The following is a 19,688-nucleotide window of genomic DNA, read 5'->3' as shown; positions in this document are numbered from 1 at the left end:
GTACCGACGGTACGCGCCGAAGGGAACAAGGAGCGGTCGGGTGCAGCGCTGGCGTGGCCTGGAGGAGATCCCCGATGACTGGGGACGCAGCGTCGTCACCATCGGCTCGTTCGACGGAGTGCACCGCGGACACCAGCTGATCATCAACCGGGTGGTCGAGCGCGCCCGCGAGCGGGGCGTCCGCTCGGTGGTCGTCACGTTCGACCCGCACCCGAGTGAGGTGGTCCGCCCGGGCAGCCACCCGCCGCTGCTCGCCCCGCAGCCGCGCCGTGCGGAGCTCATCGAGGAGCTGGGCGTGGACGCCGTGCTGGTGCTGCCGTTCACCACCGAGTTCTCCAAGGAGTCGCCGCAGGAGTTCTTCCGGCAGGTGCTGGTGGACGCGCTGCACGCCTGCCTGGTCGTCGAGGGGCCGAACTTCCGCTTCGGCCACCGGGCGGCCGGCGACGTCGCCCTGCTGGCCGAGCTGGGCCGGGCCGCGGACTGCGGCGTCGAGGTGGTCGACCTCCAGGTGCGCGGCGCGGCGGGGGACGGCGAGCCGTTCTCCTCGACGCTGACCCGCCGGCTGGTCGGCTCCGGCGACGTCGCCGGGGCGGCCGAGGTGCTGGGCCGCCCGCACCGGGTGGAGGGCGTGGTGGTGCGCGGCGCGCAGCGCGGCCGCGAGCTGGGCTACCCGACCGCCAACGTGGAGACCGTGCCGCACAGCGCGGTCCCGGCCGACGGCGTGTACGCGGGCTGGCTGACGGCCGACGGCGAGCGCATGCCGGCCGCGATCTCGGTGGGCACCAACCCGACCTTCGACGGCACCGCGCGCACCGTCGAGGCGTACGCCATCGACCGGGTCGGGCTGGACCTCTACGGACTGCACGTGGCGGTGGACTTCCTGGTCTACCTGCGCGGGATGGAGAAGTTCGACTCCATCGACGCGCTGCTGGACCGGATGGCCGACGACGTGAAGCGCGCCCGCGAGCTGACCGAGGCCGGCTGACCGGCGCCGCCGCGAGAACGGCAGGAGGGCCCGCCGACCGGGAGGTCGGCGGGCCCTCGCCCGTTCGCCGCGCGGGCCGCTACTGCTGCGGCGGGGCGGGCGGCGGGTAGCCGTAGCCGGGCGGCGGCTGGTTGTCGTCGGGCTGGGCGTAGCCGTAGCCGGGGGCCGGCGGGGCGGGCGGCTGCTGCCACTCCGGGGCCGGCGGCTGGGGCGGCTGACCCTGCGGACCGGGCTGCTGCGGCGGGTAGCCGTACCCGGCCGGGGGCGGCGGGGTCTGGCCGGGCTGCTGGGCCCAGGGCGCGCCCGGCGCGGGCTGGGGGCTCGGCCCGCCGGGCTGCTGCGGGTAGCCGTACGGGTAGGGCTGGCCGTACGGCGGCTGGCCCTGCGGACCGGGCTGGGGCTGCGGGTAGCCCGGCGCCGGGGGCTGCTGGTGGGCCGCCTGCTGGTGGGTGGCCTGCTGGTGGGGCTGCTGCCAGCTCGCCTGCTGGGCGGCGGCGTGCTGGGCGGCCGCCTGCTGGGCCCGGACGATGTCCTCGCCGACCAGGGTGGCCAGGTCGAAGTACGCCTCGCGGACCTTGGGCCGCATCATGTCGAGGTTGACCTCGGCGCCGGCCGCCAGGCTCTCGTCGAACGGCACCACGACCACGCCCCGGCAGCGGGTCTGGAAGTGCGCGACGATGTCCTCCACCTTGATCATCTTGGCCGTCTCGCGGACCCCGGAGACCACCGTGATGGACCGCTGCACCAGATCGGCGTAGCCGTGCGCGGAGAGCCAGTCCAGGGTGGTGGAGGCGGACGAGGCGCCGTCCACGCTGGGGGTGGAGACGATGATCAGCTGATCGGCGAGGTCCAGCACCCCGCGCATCGCGCTGTACAGCAGACCGGTGCCGGAGTCGGTCAGGATGATCGGGTACTGGCGGCCCAGCACGTCGATGACCTGGCGGTAGTCGGAGTCGTTGAAGGTGGTCGACACGGCCGGGTCGACGTCGTTCGCCAGGATCTCCAGGCCCGAGTGGAGGTCCTGCGAGGTGAACTGACGGATGTCCATGTAGCTGCGCAGGTGCGGGATGGCCGTCACCAGGTCGCGGATGGTGGCGCCGGTCTGCCGCTTGACCCGGCGGCCGAGGGTGCCGGCGTCCGGGTTGGCGTCGATCGCGATCACCTTGTCCTGGCGCTCGCTGGCCAGCGTCGCGCCGAGGGCGGTGGTGGTCGTGGTCTTGCCGACGCCGCCCTTGAGGCTGATCACGGCGATCCGGTAGCAGCTGAGCACCGGGGTGCGGATGATCTCCAGCTTGCGGGACTTCTCCGCGGCCGCCGCCTTGCCGCCGAACTGGAAGCGCGGCTGCTGGCGCTGCTGCTTCGGCTGGCTGCGCAGCAGCCGGTCCGAGGACAGCTCGACGGCGGCGGTGTAGCCGAGCGGCGCGCCGTGCGCGGTCTGCTGCGGGGCGCCGGCCTGCTGGAACGCGGCGGGCGCGGCCGGCGGCTGGCCCCACTGCGGGGGGCCGGGCTGGGGCTGCGTGGGCTGCTGGTAGGCGTTGGGCTGCGGCCAGCCGCCCGCGCGGGGGTCGGCGGCGGCGGGCGGCACGGGCTGTCCGTGCTGCGGCTGTCCGTGCTGCGGTTGGCCGGGCTGCGGCTGGGCCTGCTGCGCCTGCTGGGCGGCGGCCCAGGCGGCCGGGTCCTGCGGGTAGGGCTGCGGCTGGCCCGGCGGCGCCGGGTAGGGCTGCGGCTGGGCGGGGGCCGGGTACGGCTGGGGCGCCGGGGCGGCGGCCTGCGGCTGGGCGGGGAAGGGCTGCGCGGGCGCCGACGGGTCGGCCGGCGGCCAGCCGTGGCCCGCCACCGGTGCGGGAGCCGCGGCAGGAGCCGGTGCGGGAACCGGTGCGGGAACCGGCGCCGGGGCCGGAGCCGGGACGGGCTCCGGGGCCGGTGCGGCGTGCGCGGCCGGGGCGGTGTGCGGTACGGCGGACGCCGCGGCGGGTGCGTGCGGCGCCTCCCCGGGGCGCCCGGAGCAGGCACGGGAACCGGCGCGGGTGCGGGAAGGGGCACGGCGGCCTCGGCCGGCTGTGGCGGGACCGGCGGCAGCGGCGCGGCCTGGGCGGGCGCCTGCGCCTGGGCCGGAACGGCGGGCGGCACCACGGCCCGCGCCGGATCCGGCGCGGGCGCAGGCGCGGGCTCCGCTGCCGGGACGGGCGCGGCCGCGGGCGTGGCCGCAGCCGCGCCCGGAGGCGGCGTCACCTGGGCGCCCGGCGCGGCCGCTCCCGGCGCCGGAGCACCCGCGGCGTCCGTCTGCACGTACCAGGACGGGGGAGTGTAGTCGGGCGCGTCGGACCAGTCGTCGTCGTCCTCCGCCGCGTTGTCGCCGACGTAGACGCCGTCCCGATCGCTGCTCACCTAGGCTCCCTCGTGTTCGCCGCCGCACGTTCGCGGTGCCGTTGCCGTCTCACAGCCTAGGCCGTGGGCCACCCCCGGCTGAAGGCGGTGCCGCAATCTCCGGACGGCTTCCGAACGGGCCGCAGAGGTGCCGCGGACGGGCCGCGCGCGGCCCGCGACCGGCTCCGCGCGCGTCAGTCGAGGCGCCGCGGACCGCCCAGGACCTGCTGCTCCGCCTGGCCGGCCACGATCCGCACGTACTGACGGTTCATCCGGGTCGTCCACAGCGTCAGGTCGTCCGACAGCGAGGGCAGTGCGGCCACCTCGCCCGCTCCGAGCGAGAGCACCCGGCCGATCAGCTCGGCCTCCTCCGGCATCACCCGCTGCACCCCGACCAGGTCGGCCGAGTTGAGCACCCGGACGGCGTTCGGCCCCAGGTGCGGCACCAGCGTCAGCACGGTCTGCCAGGGCGCGGCGGAGAGCCGGCTGCGCGGCGGCCGGGCGCCGAGGTCGCGCACCACGAGCACCGGCGAGCCGACCGAGGCGCCCTGCGGGCCGAGCCGGCCGGGCTGGTGGACCGTCACGCACGGCTGTCCGCCGCCCGCGGCCTGCGCCATCGGGCCCCACAGATGGGCGCGGGCGGTCTCGACGGCGATCCGCGCGCCGGTGGCGGCCGCCCGCAGCGCGATGACCTGAGCCGTCCACAGGCCGCCGACCAGCACCAGCTCGTAGGCGCTGGGCCGGAACAGGCCGAGGACGGCGGGCCGCGCCTGGTGCACGTCCTCGCCGATCAGCACGCCGTCGTCGCCGACCGGGAAGGACAGCGCCTCCAGCTCCGCGAGGGTCAGCACGTGCTTCTCCCGGCGCGGGCCGCGCAGCCCGAAGCCGGGCAGCAGCCGGGGCCGGACCCGGGGCTGCGGCTCCGCGCCGCTCTGCGGGGCGGCGGGGTGGGTCGGGTACGCCATCAGGAAGCACCTCCCAGGGGCAGGGTGGCGAGGACGCCGGGGGCCTGCTCCAGGTCGAGCCGGGTCAGGCCGAGCCCGGTGCTCTGGGCCCGCGCCTCCACCTGCCGGGCGAGGTCGACGGCCTCGCTCTCGCTGCGCCCGGTCACCCGGACGTGGCCGCTGAGGGCCACCGAGCCGCCGGTGCCGTGAGCGGCGGTCAGGCTGAAGGTGCTGGCCAGCGCGGAGGCGCCGGTGACCAGGTTGACCAGGTCGGGGGCGGCGATCCGGCCGGGGGCGCCGCCGGGGCGGCCGAGCTGCGGCCAGCGGGAGATCCAGTAGGTGCTGTGCCAGCGGTCGTCGACCCGCCAGAACCGGTTGGTCTCCTGGGTGCGCCGTCCGCTGCCGCCGCCGCTGCCGGTGCCCTGGCGGCCGGCCGTGGCCAGCGGGTTGACGCAGCTGGAGATGGCGAGGGCGGCGATCAGTTCGCGTTCGTCGAGCACGGTGACGTTGAAGCCGGCGCTGTTCAGCCGCCCGGCGAGCTGGTCGGTGACCCGCTGCAGCGCCTTGCGGGCGCCCTGCTCGCCGCCGCCGCGGGCGCGCACCGCGGTGGCCGCCCGTTCCGGGTCGAGCTTGAGCGCCACCCAGGTGAGCCGCAGCGCGGGGGTGGCGGTGCCGTCCGCGAGCTCCCGGTAGGCGCGGGCGGCCAGCGACTGCTCGGGCAGGTGCGGCGCGGGCGCAGGCTGGGTGTGCTGGACGAGCTGGACCGACTCCAGGGTGATGTCGTCGACCCGCAGCGCCGAGCAGAGCACGTCCAGCGGCAGCGGCCGGGCGGTGCGGGCCGGGCGCAGCGGCAGGTCCTTGGCCTGGACGAGCAGGACGGCGCTGAGGAAGGTGCCGTCGCCGACCATGCCGGTCTCCCGGCGCACCGGACGGCCGCCGAGGTCGGCCTCGGTGGCGTGGGTGCAGGTGCGCAGGGCGGGTTCGAGTTCCAGGGCGGGGGCGAGCGCCGGGTCGGTGCCGGGCGGCGGGACGTGCGCGCGGGCGCGCTTGCGGCGGGCCTTGAGCGCGGCGCGCACCCGCAGCGTCTCGGGGATGGTGCGCCCGCGCAGCGGCACGAGCGCGAGCACGACCAGCACGAGGGCGACCGCCCCGAAGCCGGCGGCGACCGGCCGGCTGATCGTCCAGCCGACCGCGACCAGCGCCACCGCGACCTCGACCAGCACGAGCTGTTGCAGCCTCAGCCGCCCGCCGAGCAGCCCGGGCCGGGGGTGCACGCGGACCGGGACGGCGCCGCCGGAGCCGCCGGAGCGGGTCGTTCGCGCGGCGCGGTCCGGGGCGGGGGAACCGCCGCCGTCGGTCCGGCCGCGTCGTGCGGAGCGGCGTGCACCGCTGTCCCGTGCCGTGCTCCGGCGCCCTGGAGCGGTCTGGCCTGGCATCCCCCGAGTGCCCCTCTCTGGTTCGGTTGTCGCGGCCCGGCTGGCCGGTGCGTGAACCGTACCCGTACCGTACTCACCGTCTGCTGCCGCATCGTAGAGGGTTCGAGCACGTTCTCGCCCGGGGGGTGCGGGACACGGGGCAGGACGGTCTGACAGGGGAGACGACGAGGATGGCATCGCGCCGGGACGAGCTGAACGCCTACACCTTCGCCCGCAAGCGCACGGTCGCGGCCTTTCTGCTGCCCGGCGGCGGAGGGAGCGACGAGGACGCGCCGCGGCCGGTCAAGGCGGTGCTGCCGAGCGTGATCGTGGGCGTGCTGGTGGTCGGCGGCTTCGGCCTCTGGGGGGTGTTCAAGCCGAGCGCCCCGGTGGGCTGGGACGAGGGCAAGTACATTGTCCAGGGCAAGCAGAGCACCACCCGGTACGTGGTGCTGACCGACCCGGACGGGAGGACCAAGCGGCTGCACCAGGTGCTGAACATGGCCTCGGCGCGGCTGGTGCTGCCGGTGGACTCCAAGGTCGTGGTGGTCGACGACGGTGTGCTGGACCGCTACCCCAACCACGGTCCGACGATCGGCATCCCGTACGCGCCGGACAAGCTGCCGAGCAAGGAGAACGCGAGCCGGCCGATGAAGTGGGCGGTCTGCGACCGCCCGGGCGACGAGCAGGGCGGCACGGTCGACCAGGCGGTGTTCGTGGCGGGCGGCGCGGACGCGGACGCGCTCGGCGCGAAGGACCGGCAGCTGGACGTCGGCCAGGCGCTGCTGGTGCAGCTGGCGGACGACCCGCAGGTCACCGCGTCCGGCCAGGCGGCGGGCCAGGGGAAGTTGAAGGTGTTCCTGGTGGACGACAAGGGCCGCCGGCACGCGATCGGCGGCCCGGAAGACTCGGACGCCACCCGCACCCAGCTGATGGGGGCGGTCTTCGGGCCGACCGCCGTCCCGCAGAAGGTGAAGAAGGACTGGCTGGAGACCCTGGCGCCGGGCGCCGACATCGTCTTCCCGAGGATCGACGGGCTGGTCCCGGACACCAGGACCGCCAACTCCACGGTGCCGCTGCAGAACCCGGAGGACCGCAAGATCGGCCGGCTCGTCAAGTTCGGCGACAAGCACTACGTGGTGGGGAAGAACCAGCTGCTGCTGATCAGTCAGTTCCAGGCGGAACTCATCCGGCAGAACCCGCTGTTGCAGCCGCTGTACAACCAGGACGCCAACAAGAGCCCGCGGATCGACGACCTGACCCCGGCCGAGCACGCCGTCGTCAACAGCAATGTGCCGCTGATGGCCGAGGGCGCCGCCGACTGGCCCACCAGGACCGGCGCGCCGGCCAACACCTGGCAGGCGCCGAAGGACGCGCGCCGGGTGGTCTGCAGCACCTTCGAGGGGGTGGCGGAGGACGGCCGGACGCCCAGGCGCAGCGTCTGGGCCGGCCCCGACTACCCGGTGCGCTACAGCAACGGCGCGGCCACCGCGCATGTGACGCCGGGTCACGGCCTCTTCTACCGCGCGCTGGACAACGCGGCGGACGGCTCCGGCACCGACTTCCTCATCACCGAGACCGGGCTGCGCTACGCGGTGCCGACCAGCAGCGAGGGCGGCAAGGGCGGCCAGACCACCGCGCCGGCCCAGCCCGGTCAGCCGGCCGCCCAGGGCGGGGCGTCGAAGACCCCCACCGCTCAGCCCGCGACGCCGTCCGGCCCGCCGCAGCCCGAGGAGGCGGGTGGCAACCAGGCCCGACTGGGCTATCAGGGCCTGCAGCCGGCGCCGGTGCCGCAGCAGTGGTCGAACCTGGTGCCGGCCGGTCCGGCGCTCAACGCGAAGAGCGCGGCGCAGCAGCAGAACGCCTGAGGGGCCTTGGACCGGGCGGCGCAAAGGAATTGGCCATGATGTCATGGCTTGGTAACCGACCGTCGCCCGGTGTTGGGTGAGCTGCGTGTGCCGACTACAGTGCTGCAGGACATCACACCGGTGATGCCCGGGGGCCGGAAATCGTCCCCCGGTCACAAGGTCTGTCTCATGGGGGACGGTAGAGCATGGGTCAGTTCAAGACGACCGCTCAGGAGATGCTGGCGTTCGCCAAGCACATGGATGAGGTCATCAACAAGATCAACACCGAGATCAACGGCCTCAACAACCTGGTGGGTTCGATCACCAGCGGATGGCAGGGCCAGGCCGCGACGGCGTACACCAACCTCCAGGGCCAGTTCAACACGGACGCCCAGGAGCTGAACAAGTCGCTGCGCGCGATCAAGGACGCGATCGAGATCACGACCCAGAAGTACTCGCAGGCCGACGCCGACCAGCAGGCGATCTTCGGGTCCGCCGCCACCGGCGCCTGATCTTCGGCTCTGTCCGTTCACCCCGCGACGCGTACCCCGGGTGACGGGGTGCCTCGCAGCCTCGACTAGGAGACATCGTGGCCGACCACATTCTGGTCAACTTCGAGACCATCAAGAGCGCCAGCGCGGAGGTCCGTCGGACCGCGCAGACCATCCAGCACCAGCTGGACGAGCTGAAGACCGGCGTCACCAAGATCGCCGGGAGCTGGGAGGGCGCCGCCCAGCAGGGCTACCAGGCCCACCAGGCCAAGTGGGACCAGCGTGCCCTCCACCTGCAGCAGGTGCTGGAGCAGATCGCCAAGTCGCTGGACAACGCGGCCACCAGCTACCACAACACCGAGAACCGCAACGCCACCCTCTGGACCGGCTGACGGTTCGAAGCGGACCCGGCGCGCCGAAGGGCGGGTGCCCCTCGCGGGCGCCCGCCTTTGGCGCGCGAGCGAGCAACCAGGTGGACGACATGAGGGGTGGCAGGGTGCCGGTGGTCAGGTTCCGGACGGCGGCCGCGGCGGCGGCCGCGCTCGCGCTGCTCGGCGGCCCGCTGACGGTGCCGGCGGCGGCGGACGGACCGGGCATCGCGGCCGCGGGGGAGTGCGGCAAGAACGCCCAGAACGTGCAGGCCGTGCCGTGGTCGCTCCAGCGGATGGTGCTGGACGAGCTCTGGCAGGGCGGTGCGGTCACCGGCGCCGGGGTGCTGGTGGCGGTCATCGACACCGGAGTGGACGACCAGAACCCGCAGCTCGCCACCAAGGTGGTCGACGGCGGCTCGCTGCTCAAGGACAAGGAGGGCAAGCGGGTCGAGGGCGGCGGCAAGGACGACGTGGTCGGCCACGGCACCAAGGTGGCCGGCATCATCGCGGCCGCCCGCAGCGAGCAGACCGGCTTCGTCGGCATCGCCCCGGGGGCCTCCATCCTGTCGATCCGCCAGAACGACGCCGAGGGCAACGGCGACGTGCACTCGCTGGTCGAGGCCATCAACTCGGCCGTCCAGCAGGGCGCCAAGGTCATCAACATCTCGCAGGACGTGCGCGGCGCGGGTGACACCCGGTTCGTCGGCTACGACGAGCTGAAGGCCGCGATCGACAACGCCGAGAACCGCGGCGTGGTGGTGGTCGCCTCCAGCGGCAACGACGGCAAGAAGGGCGACACCTACCCGGCGGCGTTCCGCACGGTGCTCGCCGTCGGCGCCTCCGACCGCAACAACGAGCGCACCTACTTCTCCCAGTACGGCGACTTCGTGGACGTCGCGGCCCCCGGGGTCGACATGCTCTCCACCGTCCCGCGCGGCGGGCAGTGCGTGGACAACGGCACCAGCTTCGCCGCGCCGTACGTGGCCGGGCTGGCCGCGCTGCTGGTCGGCGCGCACAAGGACTGGCGGCCCGGCCAGGTGCGGGCCTGGATCGAGCAGACCGCGCAGCGCACCGACCACAGGGCGAACGAGTACATCGGCTGGGGCGTGGTCGACCCGGTGAAGGCGGTGACCACCGCGCCCGCCGCGCCGGCCGAGCGCCCGGTGGAGGACCCGCCGGTGCAGCTGGCCTCCGCCCCGATCGTGCCGCGCCCGCTCGGCCTCGGTGAGACCCAGGCCGACCGCGACGGCCGCACCGCGACCTACGTCCTGGGCGTCGGCGCCCTGCTGGTCGTCCTGCTGATCGGCGGCGGCGTGGTGCTCCGCGACCACCGCCGGCGTTCCTGAACCGCCTCCCGGACGGGCCCGGAGAAAACTTCGTGCCCGCTTGTAACATCCGGCCCCGGTCACCGCATCGAACAAGTGTCGACAGCGGTGAACAGGGAGGGCGTGGGGGATGGGGCGGATCGGGGCCGGACGCGGGGCGAAGGACGCGGAGTTCCTGGAACTCGTCTCGGGGCACACCGGACGGCTGTACCGCTCGGCCTGCCTGCTCACCGGCGGAGACACCCACCAGGCGGAGGACCTCGTCCAGGAGGCCCTCGGCCGGATGTACGTGCTGTGGCGCCGCAAGGCGTGGACCGGCGGGCGCCACCGGATCGACAACCCCGGCGCCTACGCGCACACCGTGATGGTGCGCGTGTTCCTCGCCCAGAAGCGCCGCCGCTCCAGCGACGAGCGCCCCACCGACCAGCTGCCCGAGTCCGCGGGCCGGGAGCAGGACGGGGCGCTGCGGCTGACCCTGCTCGACGCGCTCGGCCGGCTGTCCGTCCAGGACCGGGCGGTGCTGGTGCTGCGCTACTGGGAGGACCGCAGCGTCGAGGAGAGCGCCGAGGTGCTGCGGCTGTCCTCGGGCGCGGTCCGTACCCGGACCTCCCGGGCGCTGGCGCGGTTGCGCGGGCAGCTCGGCGACTCGCTGGCCGAGCTGGCCGCCCGCTGACGGCACGACCCGACCGCCTGCTGCGCGGGTCCGCCACCGACCCCGTCCCGTGACCGAAGGAAACGGTGATCACGCATGTCCGCACCGGACAGCTTCGAGGATGATCTGCTCCACGCGATGACCCGTACGGGCGAGGGCTTGCGCCCGCAGGGCCCGGCCGAACTGGCGGCCGGCGGGCTGGAGCGCGGCCGCCGCCGCTGGCGCCGCCGCTCGGCCGCCGCCGCGGTGAGCGGCGCGGCCGCGCTGGCCCTGGTGGGCACCGGCGCCGTGTACCTCACCGACGGCTCCCCGGCCGCCTCGCGCCCGGCCCCGGCGGCCACCGGGACCACCCCGGACGCGAGTTCCGGCAGCGGCGCGGGCTCCGCCTCGCCGACGCCCGGGTCCTCGCCGGCCACCTCCGCCGCCCCCTCCGGTGGCGCGGGGGTCAGCGGCGAGGAGGTGCTCGCCGCCTTCAAGGCGCTGCTGCCCCAGGGGCAGATCAGTGACGCCAGGGGCGTCGGCACCGATGCCAGCGGCCGGCCGGGCGCGGGGGTGTCCGGCGCCGGCCTGGTCCTCGACGACGGCAAGGGCAAGGCCCGGATCGGGATCTCGTTCTCCAGGATCGCCGAGGACGACCCGGGCCGGACGGACAACGACTGCCCCGACAGAAAGCTCGTCACCTTCGACGCCTGCACGGCGACCGCGCTGCCTGACGGCGGGCGGCTGACCGTGTTCCAGGGTTACGAGTACCCGGACCGCCGGGCCGACACCAAGTGGTGGAACGCCAAGCTGACCGGCAAGGACGGCCGGCGGATCGAGCTGAGCGAGTGGAACTCCCCCGAGGAGAAGGGCAAGCCGGTCTCCCGGGCCACCCCGCCGCTGACCCCCGAGCAGCTCAAGGCGGTCGTCACCGACAAGTCCTGGGACCGGGTGATCGCCGCCCTGCCGGAGCCGGTCGCGCAGACACCGGGCCGCCGGAGCACGCCTTACACCAAGGAGGAGATCCTCGCGACCGCCGCGAAGCTGCTTCCGGCGGGTCTGAAGCAGGCCGAGACCGGCGGCAGCGAGGGCTACGCCAACTTCGTGGTGAACGACGGCAAGGGCAAGTCCATGGTGGAGCTGAACGTGGACGACTGGGGCCTCCACCGGGGCGAGCCGTTCGGCGGCACGGAGACGCTGCCCGACGGGACCCAGGTGAAGGTCCGCAAGGTGCCGGGCAACCCGGCGAGGTGGGTGGTCGACACCCTGCACCCGGACGGCCTGCGGGTGGCGGTCGGCGCCCTCAACAGCGGCGGTCCGAACGCGGCGGCGTCCCGGACCGCCCCGGCGCTGACCGTCGAGCAGCTGAAGGCGATCGCGACCAGCCCGGAGTGGAAGCTCAAGAAGTAGCCCGCGAACGCGGCAGTGCCCCGGGCCAGGGGGAGCCCGGGCACTGCCGTGTGGGGGAGGGTGGGGGTTCGGGGAGGATCAGGCCTGCTGGTCCTCGGGGAGGCTGATCACCCAGTGGGTGTCCTGCCGGGGGCGCAGGTAGAACAGCCAGTAGAGGGTGGCGGCGGCGGTGATGCCGCCGGTCCACAGCAGCGGCACCACGTCCAGCTGGGTGATGACGTAGCCCAGGACGACGATCAGCAGCACCGGCACGGCCGGCCACAGCGGCATCCGCCAGGCGGCGGCGTGCTTGTGCTGGTCGCGGCGGGAGAGCAGCGCGGCGACCGCGACCAGCAGGTACATCCCGGTGACGGCGACGCCGGTGATCTCGCTGAGCAGCGCGCCCTTGACGTAGCAGAGCGCGGCGCCCGGCAGGCCGACGGCCAGGGTGGCGATCCACGGGGAGCCGAACCGGCCCAGGGTGCCGAAGGCCTTGTTGACCGGGCCGGGCCAGGCCTTGTCGCGGGCCGAGGCGAACAGCACCCGGGAGTTCTGGATGACCATGACGATGCCGGCGTTGATGATGGCCAGCGCGACGCAGAGGCTGATGAAGGTGCCGACCGCGGAGTTGCTCCAGGCGGTGACCATGCCGGAGATGTCGCCGGAGCTCAGCGTCGCCAGGTCGGGGGCGCCCATGGTGATGGCGGCGACCGGCACGAGGAGGATCGCGGCGGAGATGCCCAGCGTCCACAGCACGGTGCGGGAGACGTTGCGGCGCGGGTTCTCCAGCTCCTCGGAGAGGTAGACGGCGGTGGAGAAGCCCTGGGTGATGAAGAGCGCGATGCCGAGGGCGCCGATGATCGCGCCGATGCTCACCGTGGTGGTGACGCCGTCCTCGCCGGTGACCACGCCGTGCAGCATGCTGGGCGCCCCGCCGTTGGCGTGGGCGAAGCCGAGCACCGACACGACGCCGGCCGCGATGACCTCCAGGACCAGGAAGATGCCGGTGATCCAGGCGTTGGCGCGCAGGTCCAGCAGGCCGGCCAGGGTGGCGGCGAGCATCACCGCGGCGCCGGCCAGCGGCTTGTCGACATGCAGCACGGGGGCGAGGTAGTCGGCGGTGCCGAGGGCGATGACCGAGGGGACGATCATCACCACGATCAGCGAGAGCACGAAGACCAGCCAGCCGGCCAGGCGCCCGGCCAGGGTGCCGACCATCGCGTACTCGCCGCCGGCGCTGGGGATCAGGGTGCCGAGCTCGGAGTAGCAGAAGGCGACGGCGATACAGAGGATCGAGCCGATCGCGATGGCCAGCGCGGTGGCGCTGCCGATGCTGGAGAACAGCTCCGGGACGATCACGAAGAGTGTGGAGGCCGGGGTGACGCAGGACAGCGTGAGCAGCGTGCCGCCGACGACACCGATCGAGCGCTTGAGCGTCTGCTGCTGGGCGTCGGGCGCGCCTGCGACGGTCGCGGCGGGGGCCGCGGCGGGCGGGCGAAGCGTGTCGGTCATGTGGCATCCGATCGGCTCTGTGCTGGTCCTGGAGAGGGAGCGGTATCGCCTCCGCTGGCTGACTGGCTCGGTTTCTGGTCCTGTCGCTCCCTGGGCCGCCATGGAACCTTGGCCGTATCGATCGCGTCAATGGCGGAACTGCTTCGGAATCCGTTGCCACGGAACGCATAGACATGCGATCTGATGATCACTTAACGTCATCACTATGCATGTCCGACTTGTTACTTTCGCCACATAGCGATTGAATCCAAGGTGAACGCCGTATTGCACGCACCCATTCAAAGGTGCCGCCCGAATGCGGAGGCAGGTCGTCCGGATGCTCCCGCGCCGTCCGCCCGGCCCCGGGCCGGGTACGGGAACCGCAGCCCTCCGGCGGAAAGATCTAGGTAACGTTTCGGCACCCGGGACGGCGGAAGGGGCCGGATCCCGAGGACCCGACCCCTTCGACACGCTCCGTGACGAGAACCGGCGGCTACGGCGCCGGCAGCCAGCCCGTCTGCACCATCTGCCCGCCGGTCACCCGGCGCGAGACGAACACGCCCCGGCCCGGCGGCAGCGCCTGCGGCTTCACGGTGCCCAGCAGCGGACCCTCGTCCCGGTTGCCGGAGAGCATCACGCCCTGGCCGCCCAGCTCGCGCATCCGCTGCAGGAACGGCTCGTACAGCGAGCGCCCGGCGCCGCCCGCGCTGCGCGCGACGATCACCCGCAGGCCGATGTCCCGCGCGAACGGCAGGAACTCCGCGAGCGCCGCCAGCGGATTGCCCGAGGAGGTCGCCACCAGCTCGTAGTCGTCGACGATCACGAACATGTCCTTGCCGCTGTACCAGCTGCGGTTGCGCAGCTGCTCGGCGGTCACGTCCGGCCCGGGCAGCCGGCGCGCGCAGGCCCCGCGCAGCATCTCGACCACGCTCGACATGGCCGGCTGCGCGGCCGCGTACTCCACCAGGTACTCCGGCGGGACGACGCCGAGCAGCGCGCGCCGGTAGTCGCCGACCACGATGCCGGCCCGGTCCGGGGTGTACCGCTCGGTGATCTGCTTGACCAGCATCCGCAGCAGCGCGGACTTCCCGGACTCGGTGTCGCCGAAGACGATGAACAGCGGGTCGGTCTCGAAGTTGACGAAGGCCGGGGCCAGCTCCGCCTCGTCCACGCCGAAGGCGACGCCGCGCTCCGGGTGCTCGAAGCCCTTGGGCAGCGAGTGCCCGTCCAGCACCGCCGGCAGCATCCGCACCTGCGGAGCGCGCGGGCCGGTCCACGCCCCGGCGACCGCCGAGACCAGTCCGGCCACGCCGTTCTGCAGGTCCTCCACCGAGCCGGAACCGTCCAGCCGCGGCAGACCGGTGAGGAAGTGCAGCCGGTCCGCGGTGACGCCGCGGCCCGGGACGGCCGGCACGTTCTGCGCCACCCGGCGGTCCACCTCGGACTCCATGGAGTCGCCGAGCTTCAGCTCGGTCCGGTTCTGCAGCAGGTCCTTGAGCGCCGGGCGGACCTCCGCGTAGCGGGCCGCGGTGACGATCAGGTGGATGCCGTAGCCCAGGCCCCGCTGGGCGATGTCGCCGATCACCGGCTCCAGCGCCTCGAACTCCTGCTTGAAGGTGTTCCAGCCGTCGATCACCAGGAAGACGTCGCCGAACTGCTCCTCCGGCAGCGCACCGGAGGCCCGGCGGGCCCGGTAGGTGCCGATCGAGTCGATCCCGGTGGCCCGGAAGAGCTCCTCGCGCCGGTTCAGCACGCCGTGCACCTCGGAGACCATCCGGCGCACCTTCTCGGCGTCCAGCCGCCCGGCGACCCCGCCGACCTGCGGCAGGTCCTGGAGCGACTGGAAGCCGCCGCCGCCGAAGTCCAGCAGGTAGAACTGCACCTCCAGCGGGGTGTGGGTGAGCGCGAACGAGGCCACCGTGGTGCGGATCACCGTCGACTTGCCGGAGCGCGGACCGCCGACCACCAGGCCGTGGCCGGCCGCCCCCGAGTAGTCGTGGTCGAGGATGTCGCGCTTCTGGTCGCGCGGCTTGTCGACGATGCCGACCGGCACCCGCAGCCGGCCCAGCGCCGCGTACTGCGGCGCGGTCAGCCCCCGCTCGGCGGTCGCCTGGAGCGGCGGCAGCAGCTGGTCCACGCTCGGCGGGGCGTCCAGCGGCGGCAGCCACACCTGGTGCGCGGCCGGGCCCTGGCCCGCCATCCGCTGCACGAACACGTCCAGCACGGTGTCCATCAGGGCGTCGTCCGGCTCCTCGACGATCGGCTCGACCTCCTGCACCAGCGGCTCGGTCACCGCCACCTCGGCCGCGGTGAACCGCACCGGCCGCGCGGTCACCAGCCGGCCGCCGGTCGAGCGCTGCTGCCCCGGCGCCCGGTACGGCCCGGAGACGTACGCCGCCTTGAACCGGTCCATCACGTCGGTGCCGAACTTCAGGTAGCCGACACCCGGCACCGGCGGCAGGTGGTAGGCGTCCGGGACGCCGATCGCCGCCCGCGACTCGGCCGCCGAGAAGGTGCGCAGGCCGATCCGGTAGGAGAGATAGGTGTCCAGGCCGCGCAGCTTGCCCTCCTCCAGGCGCTGCGAGGCCAGCAGCAGGTGCACCCCGAGGGAACGGCCGATCCGGCCGATCTGGATGAACATGTCGATGAAGTCGGGCTTGGCGGTGAGGAGTTCGGAGAACTCGTCGATGATCAGCACCAGGGACGGCAGCGGGTCCAGCGCCGCGCCGGCCGCCCGGGCCCGCTCGTACTCGTGGATGTTCGCGTAGTTGCCGGCCCGGTGCAGCAGCTCCTGGCGCCGGTTCAGCTCGCCCTCGATGGCGTCCCGCATGCGGTCGACCAGGGTGAGCTGGCCCTCCAGGTTGGTGATCACCGCGGAGGTGTGCGGCATGTCCGCCATGCCCGCGAAGGTCGCGCCGCCCTTGAAGTCGGCGAGCACGAAGTTCAGCGTCTCCGAGGAGTGCGTCATCGCCAGCCCCAGCACCAGGGTGCGCAGCAGCTCGGACTTGCCGGAGCCGGTCGCGCCGACGCACAGGCCGTGCGGGCCCATGCCCTCCTGCGCGGCCTCCTTGATGTCCAGGTACACGTGCTCGCCGCCGGCCCCGACGCCGATCGGCACCCGCAGCCGCTCGTGCTGCGCCCGCTGCCGCCAGCTGCGGGCGACGTCGAAGGAGCCCGGGTCGCCGGAGTTCATCAGGTCGGTGAAGTCCAGGTTGGACAGCAGCGGTTCGTCGTCGCCGCCGGCCGAGGCCCGGTACGGCGCCAGCTGCCGGGCCAGCGCCTCGCACTGCCAGGCGGAGAGGGTGTCCGGGGCGCCGGCGTAGGTGGCGCCGGAGGCCGAGCGCAGCGCCAGCTCGTCCGGCGAGACCGTGACGATCAGGTGCCCGGTCGGCTCGTCGAGATCGCCCGGGACCACCTCGACGATGGTCACCCCGTGCACGCCCTCGGCGCCGGCGAGCAGCGAGTCGTGCGGCACCGAGGCGCCGTCCATCACGACGACGATGTGCGGCTGGTCGGCGGTCGGCGCGGCGTCCCGGACGAAGCGCTGGCGGCCGGCGAGTTCGTCCTGGAGCAGCAGCTCCAGCTCGCCGAGGCCGGTGGCGATCAGCCGGCGCGACCCGGCGCCGTCGCTCTCCTTGCGGTGCTGGTTGTGCGGGAGCCACTTGGTCCACTCCCACTCGTCCACCGCGCCGGGCGCGGCCGCCACCGTCACCAGCAGGTCGTCCGGCGAGTGCAGGGTGGTCAACTGGGCGATCATCGCCCGGACGTTGCCGTAGACGGTGTCCGGGTCCCCGCAGACCGTGATGTGGTAGAAGGCGCGCAGCGAGATCGCCAACGGCAGGTCCTGGAGGGTGCCGTGGGCCTTCAGGAAGGTCTGCATCGCGGCCGCCGACAGCGGCTCCAGCTCGTCCATCGGCGCGGTCTGCGGCGCGACCAGCGGGGTGGACAGCTGCACCGGACCGCGGCCGACCCGGATCTGCGCGAAGTCGGCGTCCCCGGCCCGCCGTTCCCACAGCCGGCGGCCGTCCGCGACGATCGACCAGAGCTGGTCCGGCTCGGGGTTCAGGAACAGCTGCGCGCCGCGCTGGCGCTCGGCGGTCCGGCGTACCTGGCGGCGCATCTGCTGGAGGTACTTGAGGTAGTCGCGCCGCTCGTCCGCGGTGGCCGAGGAGCCGCCCTTGCGGGCCCGGACGATCTGCGCGAGCGCCATACCGACCGTCGAGACGATCATCAGACCGCCCATGATCTTCATCGGGGCCTGGGCCCCCGGCGAGAAGAAGAACACCGCCGATCCGCCCATGCCGAGCATCGGCAGGATGCTCATCACCCAGTCCTCGCCGCCCGAACGGGGCAGCTCGGGCGGGGGGACCAGCTCCACCGGCTCGTCCGGCACCGCGGGCGGGTAGGCCCGGGGCGGCCGCTTGACGGTGATCACGCCCATGCGCGCCCCACCCTCCGACCACGAACGCTTCGCTCGATCACCACGGCATCAGCCCTCACGCAACTGGATACGTACGGGTGAGGACGCCCCGTGTGACGCCGCCCCCGCTCCGCCGACCGCAGGCACCCGGGGAGGCGCTCGCCGCCCCCGCCGCCTTGCGCAGGGGGCTGATCCTACTGGGGCCCCGCCCCGACGGGCCCGCCCGCCCTCCACGGGGCCGGACACGAACCGAACAGGTAGGGTAACGCCGCGCCAACTCGTGGCCCCGCCGGGCCGGTTCCGTCCGGCCGGCGCCCGCGCGACAGCCAGACCGACCAGCCGCCGGTGCCGCGGCACCGTCACCAAGGGGGAGCGCCCAGTGCGTCGAGCGAACGAGGTGCGGGCATGACGACGCCCGTCACCACCGGCTTCTGCCGGGTCACCGTCGTCGCCCCGGACAGCCGGATCGACGTCGCCCTGCCCGAGGACGTCCCGCTCGCGGACGTCTACCCCGAGGTGCTGCGGCTCTCCGGCCAGACCCAGCCCGACGGCGTCCCCACCGGGTTCCACCTGGTCCGCCGCGACGGCACCGTGCTCGACGGCGGCCGCTCGCTCGCCGCCCAGCAGGTGCGCGACGGCGACCTGCTCAGCCTGCGCCCGTTCGCCGAGTCGCTGCCGCCCGCCGTCTACGACGACGTCGCCGACGCGATCGCCACCGCCGGCGAGACCGACCGCCGGTTCTGGAGCCCCGAGCTGATGCGCGCCTTCGGCCTCATCGGCACCGGCGTGCTGCTCACCCTGCTCGGCTTCGCCCTCTGGTTCGCCGACCTGCGCCACGACATGCACGGCCTGCCCGGCGTGCTCTCCGGCGTCGTCGCCGTCGTGCTCACCGCCTTCGCCGGCGTCCGCGCCCGGGTCTACCGCGACGCCTGGGCCGGCCTCGCGCTCGGCCTCGGCGCCCTGCCGCACGCCCTGATCGCCGGCAGCGGCGTCCTCGCCCCCACCGGCGGCCCGCTGGACGGGCCAGGCCGGCTGCAGTTCCTCACCGGCTGCGTCGCCGTCCTGGTGGTCGCCGTCCTGCTGGTCGGCCTGCTGCCCGAGAAGGACTCGCTGTTCGTCGCCGCCGCCTTCCTGGCCGCGGCCGGCGCGCTCGCCACCTTCGCCGGGGTGCTGCTGCCCGGCACCTCGGCCAACCACATCGCCGCCGTCACCGGGGTCGGCGCCGTCGCGGCGATCGGCTTCCTGCCCGGCCTGTCCGCCCGCTTCGCGCGGCTGCCCGTCGGCTACAGCGCCCCCGGCCAGACCCGCGCCCGCGGTCGCGACCACGACGAGGAGAGCGCCCGCGCCGAACTCGTCCAGTACGAGCGGATCGCCCACCAGGCCCGCCGCGGCCACGAGGTGCTGGTCGGCCTGGTCGGCGGCTGCGCCGCGGTGATCGTCGGCGCCTGCGCGGTGCTCGGCTTCACCGACGAGACCTTCCCCGAGCTGCTCGCCCTCGTCCTCGGCCTCGTCACCATGCTCCGCGCCCGGCTGTTCCGCTACAGCGCGCAGGTCTTCAGCCTCACCATCGCCGGCCTGCTCGGCCTGTCGCTGCTGATCGTCGGCCTCTCCCTGCACACCCCGCAGTTCGTCCTGCGGGCCGGCATCGGCTCCACCGACGCCGACCTGCGCACCGTCTGGCTGACCGCCTCGATCGCCTTCGGCGCCGCGGTCCTCACCGCGATCGCCCTGGTGGTGCCCCGGCTCGGCGTCTCCCCGTTCTGGGGGCGCATCCTGGACCTGGTCGACAGCCTCACCCTGATGTCGCTGATCCCGCTGGTGCTGGCCGTCCTCGACGTCTACCGGCTGGTCCGCGGCGCCACCGGCTGACCGGCCCACCGGGGCCGCCGGGGCCGCCGACCGCCGGTGTCGGCGGCACTGGTACGCTTGGCCTCCGAGCGCAGCCGTGTGTCCGCCCCAGGTGGGGCGACGACCGGCGGCCGCGCCCGTCACGACACCGAGTTCTCCCAAGA

Annotated in this window: 13 protein-coding genes; 8 read left to right on the top strand and 5 right to left on the bottom strand. The window is 74.1% G+C overall.

The features are described 5' to 3' along the window. The first annotated feature begins 40 nt into the window (after positions 1-40). Positions 41-985, top strand: a complete 945-nt coding sequence (locus ACFCLZ_RS13795; RefSeq protein ID WP_380285195.1) for a bifunctional riboflavin kinase/FAD synthetase — start codon at positions 41-43, stop codon at positions 983-985. Between the two features lie 79 nt (positions 986-1,064). On the opposite strand, the gene ACFCLZ_RS13790 is transcribed toward ACFCLZ_RS13795, so the two are convergent. From ACFCLZ_RS13790 to eccE, 3 genes are all read right to left on the bottom strand, one after another. Beyond that, the gene (locus ACFCLZ_RS13790; protein ID WP_380285194.1) at positions 1,065-2,822 is read right to left on the bottom strand and encodes a MinD/ParA family protein; all 1,758 of its coding nucleotides are present in this window, start codon (positions 2,820-2,822) and stop codon (positions 1,065-1,067) included. A gap of 724 nt (positions 2,823-3,546) precedes the next feature. After that, positions 3,547-4,317: a hypothetical protein gene (locus tag ACFCLZ_RS13785; RefSeq protein WP_380285193.1), complete on the bottom strand. Its 771-nt coding sequence runs from the start codon at positions 4,315-4,317 to the stop codon at positions 3,547-3,549. Next, complete coding sequence (gene eccE, locus ACFCLZ_RS13780; RefSeq protein ID WP_380285192.1) at positions 4,317-5,570, bottom strand: type VII secretion protein EccE; 1,254 nt, start codon at positions 5,568-5,570, stop codon at positions 4,317-4,319. The genes ACFCLZ_RS13785 and eccE overlap by 1 nt, the downstream gene beginning before the upstream one ends. Positions 5,571-5,902: 332 nt before the next feature. On the opposite strand from eccE, the gene ACFCLZ_RS13775 reads away from it, so the two are divergent. The 6 genes from ACFCLZ_RS13775 (at position 5,903) to ACFCLZ_RS13750 (ending at position 11,786) form a co-directional block, all read left to right on the top strand. Further along, positions 5,903-7,579: a type VII secretion protein EccB gene (locus tag ACFCLZ_RS13775; protein ID WP_380285191.1), complete on the top strand. Its 1,677-nt coding sequence runs from the start codon at positions 5,903-5,905 to the stop codon at positions 7,577-7,579. A 185-nt stretch (positions 7,580-7,764) separates the two neighbouring features. Beyond that, positions 7,765-8,070 carry a WXG100 family type VII secretion target gene (locus tag ACFCLZ_RS13770; protein ID WP_380285190.1) on the top strand — a complete coding sequence of 102 codons (306 nt, stop codon included), beginning with the start codon at positions 7,765-7,767 and terminating at the stop codon, positions 8,068-8,070. A gap of 77 nt (positions 8,071-8,147) precedes the next feature. Beyond that, positions 8,148-8,441 carry a WXG100 family type VII secretion target gene (locus tag ACFCLZ_RS13765; RefSeq protein ID WP_380285189.1) on the top strand — a complete coding sequence of 98 codons (294 nt, stop codon included), beginning with the start codon at positions 8,148-8,150 and terminating at the stop codon, positions 8,439-8,441. Positions 8,442-8,530: 89 nt separating this feature from the next. Next, positions 8,531-9,766 (top strand): type VII secretion-associated serine protease mycosin, encoded by a 1,236-nt coding sequence (gene mycP / locus ACFCLZ_RS13760; protein ID WP_380285188.1) that lies wholly within the window; start codon positions 8,531-8,533, stop codon positions 9,764-9,766. A 109-nt stretch (positions 9,767-9,875) separates the two neighbouring features. After that, complete coding sequence (locus ACFCLZ_RS13755) at positions 9,876-10,418, top strand: SigE family RNA polymerase sigma factor (protein WP_380285187.1); 543 nt, start codon at positions 9,876-9,878, stop codon at positions 10,416-10,418. 75 nt (positions 10,419-10,493) lie between these two features. Beyond that, positions 10,494-11,786 (top strand): hypothetical protein, encoded by a 1,293-nt coding sequence (locus tag ACFCLZ_RS13750; RefSeq protein WP_380285186.1) that lies wholly within the window; start codon positions 10,494-10,496, stop codon positions 11,784-11,786. A 78-nt stretch (positions 11,787-11,864) separates the two neighbouring features. On the opposite strand, the gene ACFCLZ_RS13745 is transcribed toward ACFCLZ_RS13750, so the two are convergent. Continuing rightward, positions 11,865-13,277 (bottom strand): APC family permease, encoded by a 1,413-nt coding sequence (locus tag ACFCLZ_RS13745; RefSeq protein WP_380285185.1) that lies wholly within the window; start codon positions 13,275-13,277, stop codon positions 11,865-11,867. 472 nt (positions 13,278-13,749) lie between these two features. Beyond that, entirely contained in the window at positions 13,750-17,697 is a 3,948-nt protein-coding gene (gene eccCa / locus ACFCLZ_RS13740) for a type VII secretion protein EccCa (RefSeq protein WP_380285184.1), read from the bottom strand. A 384-nt stretch (positions 17,698-18,081) separates the two neighbouring features. On the opposite strand from eccCa, the gene eccD reads away from it, so the two are divergent. After that, the gene (gene eccD, locus ACFCLZ_RS13735; RefSeq protein WP_380285183.1) at positions 18,082-19,545 is read left to right on the top strand and encodes a type VII secretion integral membrane protein EccD; all 1,464 of its coding nucleotides are present in this window, start codon (positions 18,082-18,084) and stop codon (positions 19,543-19,545) included. The last annotated feature ends 143 nt before the right edge of the window (positions 19,546-19,688 follow it).

This window comes from Kitasatospora purpeofusca (genome assembly GCF_042691725.1).
Taxonomy (GTDB): domain Bacteria; phylum Actinomycetota; class Actinomycetes; order Streptomycetales; family Streptomycetaceae; genus Kitasatospora; species Kitasatospora purpeofusca_B.
Note: the sequence above shows the minus strand (reverse complement) of the source record. Positions and strands in the feature narration are given on the sequence as shown.